This is a genomic window from Desulfuromonas sp. CSMB_57 (genome assembly GCF_020194955.2).
In the GTDB taxonomy this organism is placed as follows: Bacteria; Desulfobacterota; Desulfuromonadia; order Desulfuromonadales; family Syntrophotaleaceae; genus JAFCIY02.
Window position 1 is genome coordinate 1 of the sequence record NZ_JAFCIY020000043.1, and the last position, 12,369, is coordinate 12,369.

15 protein-coding genes and 2 pseudogenes are annotated in these 12,369 nt (G+C 60.7%); 9 read left to right on the top strand and 8 right to left on the bottom strand.

Going from position 1 to position 12,369, the window contains the following annotated elements:
- The 5 genes and pseudogenes from JQN68_RS12305 to yihA form a co-directional block, all read right to left on the bottom strand.
- Positions 1–519: pseudogene (locus JQN68_RS12305) on the bottom strand (hypothetical protein); the annotation flags it as partial.
- A gap of 90 nt (positions 520–609) precedes the next feature.
- Entirely contained in the window at positions 610–1,821 is a 1,212-nt protein-coding gene (gene cbiE / locus JQN68_RS12310; RefSeq protein WP_225072423.1) for a precorrin-6y C5,15-methyltransferase (decarboxylating) subunit CbiE, read from the bottom strand.
- A gap of 129 nt (positions 1,822–1,950) precedes the next feature.
- Entirely contained in the window at positions 1,951–2,334 is a 384-nt protein-coding gene (locus tag JQN68_RS12315; protein ID WP_225072424.1) for a sirohydrochlorin chelatase, read from the bottom strand.
- A gap of 25 nt (positions 2,335–2,359) precedes the next feature.
- A complete protein-coding gene (gene cobC, locus JQN68_RS12320) occupies positions 2,360–2,965 on the bottom strand; it encodes an alpha-ribazole phosphatase (RefSeq protein ID WP_225072425.1) in 606 nt (201 codons plus the stop codon).
- A gap of 4 nt (positions 2,966–2,969) precedes the next feature.
- Positions 2,970–3,599 (bottom strand): ribosome biogenesis GTP-binding protein YihA/YsxC, encoded by a 630-nt coding sequence (gene yihA, locus JQN68_RS12325; protein ID WP_225072426.1) that lies wholly within the window; start codon positions 3,597–3,599, stop codon positions 2,970–2,972.
- 221 nt (positions 3,600–3,820) lie between these two features.
- Between yihA and JQN68_RS12330 the strand changes: the two genes are divergently transcribed.
- The 8 genes from JQN68_RS12330 (at position 3,821) to JQN68_RS12365 (ending at position 10,289) form a co-directional block, all read left to right on the top strand.
- On the top strand, positions 3,821–4,318 hold the full coding sequence (locus JQN68_RS12330) for a ferritin-like domain-containing protein (RefSeq protein WP_225072427.1): 498 nt from the start codon (positions 3,821–3,823) through the stop codon (positions 4,316–4,318).
- A 426-nt stretch (positions 4,319–4,744) separates the two neighbouring features.
- On the top strand, positions 4,745–5,287 hold the full coding sequence (mobB, locus tag JQN68_RS12335; protein ID WP_225072428.1) for a molybdopterin-guanine dinucleotide biosynthesis protein B: 543 nt from the start codon (positions 4,745–4,747) through the stop codon (positions 5,285–5,287).
- 12 nt (positions 5,288–5,299) lie between these two features.
- Positions 5,300–6,004 carry an arylesterase gene (locus JQN68_RS12340; protein ID WP_225072429.1) on the top strand — a complete coding sequence of 235 codons (705 nt, stop codon included), beginning with the start codon at positions 5,300–5,302 and terminating at the stop codon, positions 6,002–6,004.
- 212 nt (positions 6,005–6,216) lie between these two features.
- A complete protein-coding gene (locus JQN68_RS12345; protein ID WP_225072430.1) occupies positions 6,217–6,684 on the top strand; it encodes an RT0821/Lpp0805 family surface protein in 468 nt (155 codons plus the stop codon).
- A 5-nt stretch (positions 6,685–6,689) separates the two neighbouring features.
- Entirely contained in the window at positions 6,690–7,844 is a 1,155-nt protein-coding gene (locus tag JQN68_RS12350) for an ABC transporter permease (protein WP_349632320.1), read from the top strand.
- 5 nt (positions 7,845–7,849) lie between these two features.
- Positions 7,850–8,617, top strand: a complete 768-nt coding sequence (locus JQN68_RS12355) for an ABC transporter ATP-binding protein (protein ID WP_225072432.1) — start codon at positions 7,850–7,852, stop codon at positions 8,615–8,617.
- A 50-nt stretch (positions 8,618–8,667) separates the two neighbouring features.
- Entirely contained in the window at positions 8,668–9,654 is a 987-nt protein-coding gene (locus JQN68_RS12360) for an MlaD family protein (RefSeq protein ID WP_225072433.1), read from the top strand.
- The gene (locus JQN68_RS12365; RefSeq protein WP_225072434.1) at positions 9,651–10,289 is read left to right on the top strand and encodes a hypothetical protein; all 639 of its coding nucleotides are present in this window, start codon (positions 9,651–9,653) and stop codon (positions 10,287–10,289) included. The genes JQN68_RS12360 and JQN68_RS12365 overlap by 4 nt, the downstream gene beginning before the upstream one ends.
- Before the next feature lie 5 nt (positions 10,290–10,294).
- On the opposite strand, the gene JQN68_RS12370 is transcribed toward JQN68_RS12365, so the two are convergent.
- Positions 10,295–10,777, bottom strand: coding sequence for a dihydrofolate reductase (locus JQN68_RS12370; RefSeq protein WP_225072435.1), 483 nt, complete (start codon positions 10,775–10,777; stop codon positions 10,295–10,297).
- 166 nt (positions 10,778–10,943) lie between these two features.
- On the opposite strand from JQN68_RS12370, the gene JQN68_RS12375 reads away from it, so the two are divergent.
- Positions 10,944–11,207, top strand: coding sequence for a CPF_0552 family protein (locus JQN68_RS12375; protein ID WP_225072436.1), 264 nt, complete (start codon positions 10,944–10,946; stop codon positions 11,205–11,207).
- Between the two features lie 60 nt (positions 11,208–11,267).
- Here JQN68_RS12375 and JQN68_RS12380 read toward each other — a convergent pair whose 3' ends face one another.
- Both JQN68_RS12380 and JQN68_RS12385 read right to left on the bottom strand, forming a co-directional pair.
- A complete protein-coding gene (locus JQN68_RS12380) occupies positions 11,268–11,669 on the bottom strand; it encodes a hypothetical protein (protein ID WP_225072437.1) in 402 nt (133 codons plus the stop codon).
- Between the two features lie 377 nt (positions 11,670–12,046).
- Positions 12,047–12,369 (bottom strand): annotated as a pseudogene (locus tag JQN68_RS12385) (acetaldehyde dehydrogenase); the annotation flags it as partial.

Genomic DNA, 12,369 nt, shown 5'->3' on the forward strand with positions numbered 1-12,369 from the left:
TTCTTCCAGCGCCGGTTCTTCCAGCGCCGGTTCTTCCAGCGCCGGTTCTTCCAGCGCCGGTTCTTCCGATTCGTGAGGCTTGGCATCCCATGCCGACACCCTGGATTGAACCGCGCCGTAATCGATCTGGTCTTCGCAGGAATCCTCGCTCGTTATGGGCCCCGCAACCTCCGGACCAAAGGAAAAGGCCGCAACCGCCTCGGCCTTGGCTTCCCCCATCGCGTCTTCAGGTTCCTCGGCGGCAAACCGGAAACCGCTGCCGAGGCCTTCCATGCCGGCGGACTCGGCGGGTTGCTTCGTGACCGCCACGGACCCTAAGGCATCCTGCTCCGACGCAGCCGCCGACTGCGCGGCCAAGCCATCGACACGTTCCGTCAATTGCGCGAGGGCAGCATGCAGCAAAGCCTGTTCGTGCGCTGCGGCTTTCGCGTTTCGCCCCATGCGCCACAACACAACCAATAACAGCCCAAGCAGCAGGACAAACCCCAAAACCTGCCAAAATTCCGAGAAAAAGGCCATTTGGACGATTGTTTCCTGGGTCATGCCGGTGTCCCCCCTTGCAGTTCACAGCTGACGACACGCCGATGGTGTGTCCACGAAAAAAGCGTTTCAGGCTTTCTCCGCCACAATAATAAAGACGGGATTAAAAGCCTCGAACAATTTATAATCGGTTCCCGGTCTGGTACGGGCGACGTTCAGGGCCGTGACCTCGATCCGGTAACCGGCGTTATCGAAAAATTCATTGGCCAGAGTCAAGGTATCAAGGGTCACGGCTGTTATGACCACCCTGCCCTCCACCGGCAAGCGGCCGTCCACGGCTTCCAGAATAGACCACAGTTTGCCACCGGAACCGCCAATGAAAACCCGGTGAGGATCCGGCAAGGCATCCAGGCATTCAGGTGCCTCGCCGGCGATGGCCACCACGTTGCGGGCCTGAAAACGCTGCAACCCCTCGCGGATGAACTCCTGGCATTGACTGTCGCTTTCCACCGCGAAAATCCGGCCGTTGGGAAGGAGGGCGTCGGCCTCGATACTGACGGATCCGGAACCGGCGCCGATGTCCCACAGAATCATGTCCTGACGCAAACGCAGCTTGGCCAGAGCCACGGCCCGCACTTCCTCCCGGGTGATCGACTTTTTCACTCCGCTAAAGGCCTCATCGGCAATGCCAAGCAAAGGACGCAAGGCTTCGCCGGGCGCTTCGTACTGCTTGATGAGAATCAGCAGATTCAGCCGCGTCGCGGGCATTTCCAGCAGGCCGCGCAGATCGGTCTGCACAATGCGCTCACCGGCCATGCCGAGATTTTCACATAGGTAGGCGACATAGCCATCCCGACCACGGCGCAGCATTTCGCCGGCAATTACGGGCGGGGTGTTCTGTTCGTCGGTCAGAATGGCGGTCTTGTCATGGGCGATGATGCGGTCCACCGCACCCTGGACATCGCGGCCCTGGGCCGACACGAACACCGCATCATCCCAAGGTTCCTTGATTTTGCTGAAGGCATACTGGATGGAGGTGACATTGGGAATGAATTCCAGTTCGTCATGCCGGAAATTGCGCAACAACTGGCGACCGATGCCGAAAAAGAGCGGATCGCCGGACGACAGCACCACGGCGCGCAGGGACGTATCCCTGAGCCTTTCGACCACCTCGCTGAAATTGCGGTCAATGACCACTTTTTCCCCTGGGAAATCGGGAAACAGAGCCAGGTGGTGAGCACGACCGAATAACACCTCGCCCTGGCGGACCAACTCCAGAGCCCGGCGGCTGAAACCTTCATGACCTTCGATGCCGGCCCCGACGACAAAGATTTTCTTCATGTTCTGCCTCCCCTTTGCCCTCGTGAAACGCCTTTCGGCGTCCGTCCGCAGTCTCACCCCATGGATCCGGATATTCGTTGTAGATCGGAAGAAAATTCCAACAATTCTAGCCCTTCGTCAGCCCTGACGTCAAGCTCCCTGTGCCATGACCGCCGCCAGGCGTTCACAGACTATGTCCACCAATTTGGGATGAAGCCCCAAGGGCTCCGCCACCAGAACTTCCAACTCGGGGTACCGGTTCCGCGCCGCTGCCGCCAAGGCCGGCAAATCACGACGGACATGACGGCCGGGAAACAGAAAGAATGGACAGAGCACCAAGCGCCGGACCCCGCCGGCTTGCCAGTCGTCGATCGCTTCCGACACCGTCGGCCGGCCTTGGATGAGATAGGCCGCAGAGACGGCGCTGCAACACCCGCGCTGTTGCACCAGGCGCGCCACCTGGAGGAGCAGATCATTGGCCGGTCCGTCCGGAGAACCGTGTCCGACCAAGATCACGGCCGTTTTCATTTCCATCCTGGGCTCTCCCATCCCGACGGGTTCAGCCGTTGAGCAACCGCACCAGGCAACGGCCATCCGGGAAGTAATCGATGATATTGTGGCAGCCGTAATCCTGCTCCAGGCGGAAGGCGGACGCCAGGGGCGCACACAATGCATCGAGCAGGATGATGCGGTTGACCGCTCCATGGGCCACCAGCACAATCTCAGCGCCCAGATGCCGTTGCCAAATTTTCTGTAGCACCGGGCGAATACGCTGGGCAACGTCGAGCAGGCTCTCTCCCCCGGGAGGCCGGTAATGCACCAGATCCGCCAACCGGGCCCGCCATTGGCGGGGATAGCGACGCTGCAGTTCGGTCCAGGTACGCCCCGCCCAGCGACCGATGTGCAGTTCCCGCAGGGCCGGCAGGGCAACCGCTTCCAGGCCGTAACCGGCGGCCAGCAGGCGGGCGCCGGCCAGGCAGCGTTCCAGATCGCTGCTGTAAACGGCCGACACCGCTCGTGGCCGGAGGCGCTCCTGCAAAAGCCGGTACTGCTCCCAGCCCAGGGCGGTCAATGGCACCTCTGACTGGCCGTTATAGCGCTTTTCCTCAAAACCGGCGACCTGGCCGTGACGCACCAGGTGGATACGTGCGCAGGGAGTGCCCATGGATTTATTGCACCCCGCCGCTGTCTTCCTGAGCCGGCACGGCAGCGGGCGACTCTTCCAGGACCGTTGCAATACGCTCCCAGACCTCGTCCCGCCCTTCCTTGGTGACAGCCGAGAAAAAACTGAAGGCATCGACCGGCAGGCCGGTCGCTTCCAGAATCGGGGCAATCTGCCTGTGGCGGTGACTGCGGCCAACCTTGTCAACCTTGGTAATTACCGGAATGGTCGGAATTTCCAATTCCTCAAGCCAGTCCAGCAGTTGCAGCTCCTCCTGCCGCGGCACCCGACGGATGTCGAACAGCAGCACCAGAGCTCGTAGATTGGCGCGCTGCTCCAGATAAGTGCGTACCATGGGACCCCAAGCCTTTTTCACGGCCAGCGGGACCTTGGCAAAACCGAATCCGGGCAGGTCCACCAGCATGAACTCGTCATTGACGGCAAAAAAATTGAGCAACTGGGTGCGGCCGGGGGTCGAGGAGGTCCGCACCAGAGCTCGGCGGTTGACCAGCACATTGATGAGGGAACTCTTGCCGACATTGCTGCGTCCGGCAAAGGCGATTTCCGGCAGTCCACCGGGGGGATATCCGCCGGCGCCGCTGGCGCTGGTAATGAATGTGGCCGTTTTGACAAGCATGCCCTGTCCTCCTGGAATCCCCGCCCATGGAAACAGGTCGGGGTGCGCGCTCAACATACCCTGCAACTGCATGAAATGCAACCACAGTTGCCCTTGGCAGCAGGCCTTCGAGTCCGGCCCTCGGTCGCGAATTATGGTCCCGGATTTGACAAGCGCCCCACCAGACGATTTAATTTAAACAGACATTGAGTGCTACCGCCCGGCTAACCAAGGAGATGACCATGGCCGACAAGCTGGACGTGCAACAGGCTTTAAAACGTTCCCTGCAGACGGAAAAGAACGCCATGAACTTCTATCGTCTGGCCGCCCGCCACATGAGACACCGCCAGGCACGGGAGCTGTTCGAATTGCTGGCCAGCGAGGAGCGCGAACATGCGCGTCACTTCTATCAGCTCTATCAGGGCGGCGATCTGCCCGAATTCGACGTCTGCATGAACCGTTCGACCCAGGAGGACGTCGACTATCTGCTGCAGCAGGAGCAGACACTGCTGGCCGATCTGACGGTTCGCAAAGCCATGGAACTGGCCATGGAAAAAGAGCAGCAACTGGAGGCGCACCTGCGGGAGTTAGCCGGCCGTTTTGACGATGCCGAGATCCGTCAGGTTTTTCTCGCCAACGCCGATTCGACCAGAAATCACTATCTGCTCATCGAATCGGAATATGCCCTGATGATGGCCATGGTCCATGAAACGGACATGGACACCTTCGTCCGCGAATAATGCTTCCAAACCGGAACCAAGGCTCGAATAAAGTGGTATAATATTTCTACAGGGAAAGTAAGGAGTTCGAAAACCGGCATTGTACGGTCCCATGCCCGAAGCCTTGTCTTCCCATTCGCCGGCCGGTTTAACGCGGTACGTGCCAAAGCAGGTCTGTAAAGGAGCTGTCAGGCGCGTGCCGAAGAGAAATCCAGCCACAGAATTGGCATAAAGAGGACCGGGGCAATGCCGGTTGAATTTTCCTGAAAGCGCTCCCGAATCATTCCTCGGGGGCGTTTTTCATTGTTGCCGGCCACCTTCCCGCGCCCCGGCAGGACAACCGCCTGAATTCTGTTGGATAACCGTTGCAAGGGCCCCCGCGCTTTGGGTATAGTGGCAGGGTCGCCTCCGGGTGGATGGCGCCAACCCCTGCAAGGAGCCCAACCCATGACCCCTGCCATTGTTTCCTTTGCCGCCAAAAGCGGGACCGGCAAAACCACTCTGGTCGTGAAACTGATCACCGAATTGAAGCGCCGCGGCTACCGGGTGGGCGCCATCAAGCATGATGCCCATAATTTTTCCATGGACCAGGAGGGCAAGGATTCCTGGCGGTTCACGGAAGCCGGGGCCGACACCATGCTGGTGACCTCTCAGGAAAAGCTGGCCATGATCAAGCGGAATCCCGAAAACCGGGAACCTTCGGTGCAGGATTCCATCGATCGCTATTTCAGCGATGTCGACATCGTCCTGACGGAAGGCTTCAAGAAGCACGACCTGCCCAAGATCGAGGTCCATCGTCGTGACTGCCGCAAGGAACTGCTGTATCGGGGCCGGGACCTGGACCCGACCCTGATTGCCATCGCCTCCGACGAACCGCTGGATGTCGATATCCCGGTATTCGATCTCAACGATGCAGCGGCGCTGTGTGATTTCATCGTACAGCGCTTTCTTGACCGAGCCCCCGACAGCACCGGAACCGGGGCCCGCTGACAAGGCTTCGCCATGCCTTTTTCCCTCCTGGAACCGTCGGCGGCGGCCACCCACCTGCTGGCCGGCTTCACTTTGGCCAACCTGCTGGCCGCCGGCACCGTATGCCTCGTCCGGAATGATTCGACCCCGGAACCGCAGCCGGCCCCGGTTCGTGTCCTGGCCTTCGGCGACAGTCTCATCGCCGGTTTCGGGCTGCCCGAGGCCGCCACCCCGCCGGCACGTCTGGAAAAACGCCTGGCCGCCGCGAACCTCGCCTGCCGTGTCATCAATGCCGGGGTTCCCGGCGACACCTCGGCGGGCGGTCTGGCCCGACTGGAGCAGACCCTGGCCGCAACCGGACCCGATGTGGTCATTCTGGAACTGGGCGTCAACGACAACCTGCAAGGCTGGCCGCCGGAACAGACCGAGGCCAACCTGGACGCCATGCTGACGCTCCTGGCCCGGCGCGGCATCTGCACCCTGCTGGCCGGCGTTCGTCCCCTGCGCGATTTGGGCGAATCCACCAATCTGCGTTTCCAAGCCATCTTCCCACGCTTGGCCGCCCGCCACGGAACTCCCATTTACCCTGATTTCCTCGCCGGTGTAGCGGGCAATCCCCGCCTGCTGCTGCGAGACGGCCTGCATCCAAACGGCAAGGGCGCCAAGGAAATCGTTGGGCGGATTACCCCGCTGGTAACCGACCTGATCCATCACCACCTTCGGTCCGGGAGAACGTGATACTTTTGACAGCGCCACCGCCAAAGGGTATCTTGTTACTGCGGGCTTCAGAAATCCACCGAGCCAAGCCTTCGAAATGGGTTCAAAGCCATTGACGTTGTTTTGATTCGTTCGTCTTCTTCAGGCTGGGGAAGTCGAACGCCGGCTGGTATCCCCCTTCCATGGTCGGAACACAGCCATCCACCGCCAGTCGTTCATCCCGGGAGGACACCATGCAAAAAATTCTTGTCATGCTGACCCTGCTGCTGTTCGTAACCGCCTGCCATCCTGCCATGGGACCCAAGGAGACCGGCGGGGCGCTCCTCGGTGCCGGAACGGGCGCTCTGATCGGTTCCCAGATCGGTGGCGGTCGAGGCACTCTGGTAGCCGTGGCCGTCGGCACTCTGGCCGGAGCCCTGGTTGGCCAGGAAGTCGGCAAATCCCTGGACCGTGCCGACCAGTTGGCCATGGAACGTAGTGCCCAATATGCCCTCGAATATACGCCGACCAGGCAGAGCACGACTTGGCGCAACCCCGATTCGGGCAATTACGGCAGCGTGACCCCCATTGAAACCTACCAGTCCAGTGCCGGACAGTATTGTCGCGAATACCTGCAGACCGTAGTGGTCGGCGGTCAGCAGCAACAGGCTTATGGCACCGCCTGCCGCCAGCCTGACGGCTCCTGGCGGATCATTCGCTGAGGCCTGTGAAAGGCAGCGAAGATCGGCATTCACTTAATGCCACCGCGAATTTCGACAGTCACCGGAGACCTGACGGTGGGCTGGTATTGAGCCTGACCGGGCACCTGGATGCCGCCGCCACGGCCCGCCTCTGGCAGCCCCTGGTGGCACTGCTCGAGAGGGAAACGCCTGGGATGCTGGTGGTGGACGCAAACGGAGTCGACTTCTGTGACGGAGCCGGCCTGGGCCTGCTGACGGAACTGGCGCGTCGCCAACAGGTGGCGGAGCGCCAGTACACCATGGAGGGGCTGCGGCCGGAACTGGCGCACCTCCTGCAAATGTTCGATCCGGGGGATTATCTCGAGGTGTCGACGCCGCGCGCCGAACCTTGTTGCCTGCTGGAGGACACCGGCCGAGCGGCCTTCCAAGCCTGGCAGGGCTTGATGGATATGGTGCGTTTCACCGGCGAATTGACCCTGGCCCTGATGGGCGCGGCCCGCAAACCCCGGCGCATCCGCTGGTCCGATGTCTGGCTGACCACCGAAAAAGCCGGCGTCAACGCCTTGCCGATTATCGCCCTGATCAGCTTTCTGGTCGGCCTCATCATGGCCTTCCAGGCCGCCATCCCCATGCGCCAGTTCGGAGTTGAAATCTACGTCGCCAATCTCATTGCCCTTTCCATGCTACGGGAGATGGGTCCGTTGATGACCGCCATCATCCTGGCCGGGCGCTCAGGCTCCGCCTTTGCCGCCGAATTGGGCACCATGAAAATCAACGAGGAACTCGACGCGCTAACAACCATGGGCCTGGCGCCGGTGCCCTTTCTCGTGGTCACCCGGGTCTTGGCCGCCGTCATCGTGGCTCCACTCCTGACCCTGTTCGCCAACCTGTTGGGACTGGCAGGCGGCGCAGTGGTCCTGTTGACCCTGGGCTATCCCCTGGTCACCTATCTCAAGCAGGTCCAGGCCGCCGTCACCTTCGTGGATCTGGCCGGCGGGCTGACCAAAACCCTGGTCTTTGCCTTGATTGTTGCCGGTGTCGGCTGCCTTTTCGGCCTGAAAACCGGCCCCGGCGCCAGCGCCGTGGGCGATGCCGCCACCCGGGCGGTGGTCGCCGGCATCATTCTTATCGTGGTGGCAGATGGCCTGTTTGCCATTTTGTTCTACTACCTGGGTTTATAAGCGGGATGGCCGCGACGCCGGACAACATCATTGAAGTGCGAAGCCTGACTGCCGCCTATGGCGATCGGGTGGTGCTGAAAAACGTGTCCTTCGAAGTTCGCCGAGGAGAAGTTTTCATCATTCTCGGCGGCTCGGGCTGCGGCAAGAGCACCCTGATGAAGCATATGATCGGCCTCTATCAGCCTCGATCCGGGCAGGTTCTGCTTGATGGACAGGATCTGGTCAGCGCCGCCGGCGGGGAACGGCAAGCCCTGCTGCGCCGCATCGGTGTCATGTATCAGAATGGCGCTCTGTTCGGATCCCTGACCGTGCTCGAAAACCTGCTACTGCCTCTGGAAGAGTTTACGGAACTGCCCCGGGAGGCCAGGCACCTCATCGGTGCCATGAAATTGCAACTGGTAGGATTGAAAGCCTATGCCCGGTACATGCCGGCGGCTCTCAGCGGTGGGATGCGCAAACGGGCAGCCATTGCCCGGGCCATGGTCCTTGATCCCCAGGTGCTTTTTCTCGATGAACCGACCGCCGGCCTGGACCCCATCACCTCGGCGGAAATGGACCGCTTAATCCGTCACTTGGCGGAGAATCTGGGCATCACCTGTGTTATCGTAACCCATGAACTGGCCAGCATCTTTGCCATTGCCGACCGGGTTATCATGCTGGAAGGCGAGGCGCAAGGCATCGTGGCGCAGGGCACCCCGCACGAACTGCGGAAACACAGCGACAACCCTTATGTGCGCGCCTTTTTCCGCCGTGCCACCCTGACCCAGGACTAACCATAATCGGGCCAGGTATGTGCTCGGCAACCGGACCATGGAGCTCAACCATGAGCGAAAGAGCCAACTTTTTTAAAATCGGCCTGTTTGTCATCGGCGCCACCGGTATCGCCTTGCTGGCCGTCATCCTGCTCGGGGCCGGTACCCTGTTCCAAAAAGAGATCCTGCTGGAAACCTATTTTGACGAATCGGTCCAGGGCCTCGATCTCGGTTCCCCGGTCAAGGTGCGAGGGGTTCAGGTCGGCAAGGTCAAGGCCATTACCCTGGTCGATGCCGAATATCCGACCCAGAAACGCTATGTGCTGGTGCGCATCGCCCTGCAGGCCCGCGCTCTTGGGCGCACCGGCCAAATACTGCAAACCCATCTACCGCAGGAAGTGGCCCGTGGCCTGCGCATCCGCATGGCCTTTCAGGGCGTCACCGGCATGGCCTTTCTCGAAGCGGACTATCTGCCTCCCGAACAGGCGCCGAGCCTGGACATGGACTGGCAGCCTATTTATCCCTACGTGCCATCGGCACCCAGCACCATCACGCGCTACACGGAAGCCATCGACAAGATCCTCAAAAATATCGAGGAACTGGATGTGGCCGGCACCGTGGAACAGATTACTGCAGCCGTCGGTACCCTCAGTCGGGTCGCCGATGGCGCCAGGGTCGATGAAATCAGCAGCCAGGCCATCGCCCTGATGGAGGAGTTGCGCAGCACCAACCGACGTTTCGAAACCCTCCTGGCCGGCAGCGAACAACCCCTCGAAGAACTGTTCAAAACCTTGCCGCAATTGTCGCAGAGCCTGGCCCGGAGCGGACAACAACTGGAAAACCTGGCGACCCAGCTGCCCCAGGATCTCGCCCCTTTTGGTCGCAGTCTGCATCAATTGGGCATCCTGCTGTCCGCAGAGCAGCAAAATATCCAGGCCACCCTGGACAACCTGCGTCAGACCTCGGAAAACCTGCGTGACCTGTCGGAAAGCGCCCGCGCCTATCCGGCCCAGCTGCTTTTCAGCAGACCCCCGCCGCAAACGGAGCCGCAGCCATGAAAATCGACCGCTGGCGCCCTATCCTTTGCCTTGTCCTGCTGCTTGCCCTGCCGGCGCCCGGCTGTACACCAAGAAGCCGGGTCCGGCCGCAAAAACGCAGCTATGTCCTCACCGCCATGCGGGAACAGGCGCCTCGCATGACCGTGCCCGAAACCAGCCTGCGCCTCGGCGCCCTGCGGGTGTCGCAACGTTTCAGCAGCCGGGCCTTCGTCTATCGCCTGGACGAGGATCGCTTCCAAGCCGATTTCTACCATGAGTTTTTTCTGGCGCCCGGTGCCTTGATCAGCGAGGAAACCGCCCGTTGGCTGAGCGAAGCCGGCCTCTTCGCCCAAGTCAGCGCAGGACCGGGACCGTGGCCGCCGACCCATCTGCTGCAAGGCCAGGTGGTGGCCATTTACGGCGATTATCGTCCCGGTCGTCAGCCGGCAGCCTTCCTGGAAATCCACTTCTGGTTGACCGACGCCCCGGGTCTCAACCAACGTCCCCTGCTGGATCGTCACTATCGGCAGGTCATACCCCTGCAGACTAAGGCGGCAGGCGCTTTGCTGCAGGGCTGGAACCTGGCCCTGGCGGCCATTCTCACCGATCTCGAAGCGGAGCTGGCCTCCCTGCTAGGCAGTGTCGACAGCCGCTGATGGCGCTACGCCACTTCCTTTGCTGAGCGGCGCCGGTAGCCGACATGGGTGAATGCCGGATATTCCCGTGACCATTCCTGTTTCCAGAGACTCAAATCCAAGAGCGGGAAAAAACAGTCCCCCGCATAGTCCTGTTCGATCCAGGATATCAGCAATCGATCCGCCAGCGGCAAAGCCTGGCGATAGATTTCCCTTCCACCGATAAAAAACAGATCGCGCTGCAACCGCCGGGCCTGCTCCATGGCCGCGATCAGGCTGGGGCAAACGACAATCCCCGAACAGGGCATCAAGGTGCGGCTGACTACCAGATTATGGCGTTCGGGCAACGGGCGGCCAATGGACTCAAAGGTTGTCCGGCCCATGATCACGGTATGACCGCTGGTCAGGGTTCGGAACAGGCGCAAATCCTCCGGGATATGCCAGGGCAAAGCCCCATGGCATCCGATCACCCTGCGCCGGGTCATGGCAACGATGATGTTTTTTTCCATGTACCCTTGCCCGCTCCAGGAAATTTTCCGTCCATCCTCCATCGACTCCAAGCTTGCTTGTCCTTGACCAGGGGCATGATAAAATGCACGGGTATGCTTAACCGCCTTTTTCTGCCACCCCTCGGCGTGTCCGGATTGCGCCCAAACCTTCCGAAAGGAGTCTGCCATGTCCCAGAAACATGTCATCCTTGGGATCTATCTCGCCAACCGACTGCAACAGGCCGCTCCGGTACAAGCTCTGCTTACGGACTATGGCTGCAACATCAAAACCCGCATCGGCCTTCATGAGGTGACCGGTGAGTTTTGCGCCGGCTACGGCCTGCTGTTGCTGGAGATGATTGGGGATTTGGATGTAACCCAGGAATTTACCACCAAACTGGCAGCCATTGAAGGTGTCGAGGTACAGCGGATGATGTTCAATTACCCCTGAACAACTTTCGTCCGCAGGGTCAACGCACTCGAGGCCTGACCCTGCGGTTCCATTCGCATTTCAGTCCATGACCTGGCGGTGCAGAAACGACCAGTGGCGCCACTTCCGGGACATGTGACTCCCCGTCGATCCGACCGCCAGGGCCAGCCAATACAGAGGCACCATGGCCGAAGACCACAGGTGCGCGGCCCCTACCAGGGCCACGTGAACCATCACCATGACTCCGCGCCCCTGGTAGGGCCAGCGCCGACTGTGCATGACCTCCGAAGCGATCAGTCCCAAGCCGGTCAAGGCCGCCAGCCGGCCCCAGAAAACCAGGTTTTCCAGGGACACTCCCAGAACCAGGCCGCCGAGGACCACCCCGGAAACACCGATGTGGCTGGTGCGCAGCACAATATCCAGTGCCCGAGCCGGGGCGGACCGCTTTCCTTTTTGGACTTCCTGGTTCCTGTTGCTGTCCATCTTTTCCTTAATCCTCCGACTGAAGCTGATTGTTGACCGACATGGCTCACCCCCTTGCCGCCGACTGCCCCTGCAAAGCGTTCCTCGCCCGTGAGTTTCCAACCCTAGGCTGGGGATGTTGCCAACCTGGGACCCGCGCCTTCCACTCTGCGCAAACCTCTTTGCCATGCCGCCCCCCATCGAAGTTTGCATGGTAGCCCGGACCGCAAATGAATGCAATGCCGTGTCATCGCATGGCAGTCGTTGGTTGGCCAGGAGGCGCAATCTGGTGACCGGCACCAGAAAAAAGCCCCTGTTTCTCCAATGGGAGAACCAGGGGCATAGTGCAGAAAAACTTCCGGCGGACCCTTGAGCCCGCCGGAACAGGTGCTTATGATTTATTCGTCGCGCTCGTAGTCAACGATACGCGCAGCAACCGTCTTGATGCTCAGCAGGTCGCTGTAGTTGATGTTGTTGCCCAGATAGTTGCCACCGTCGGTGCCGCAACCGAGGGTCAGTGAAGGCGGCAATTTGTTGTAAATGAGACCGACGCTGCCGTGTACCGCAGGCTGGTTCAACAGCAGGCGGTTGGCCGGGATTTCCAGGGCAAACTTCTCGAGAACCTTTTCGTCCTGGGCATGCACGACGGCGGTATGGCCGGCGCCGCCCCAGCGCAGCTGGGTTTTGGCGGCTTCGATGGCTTCATCGGTGCTGTTGAAGG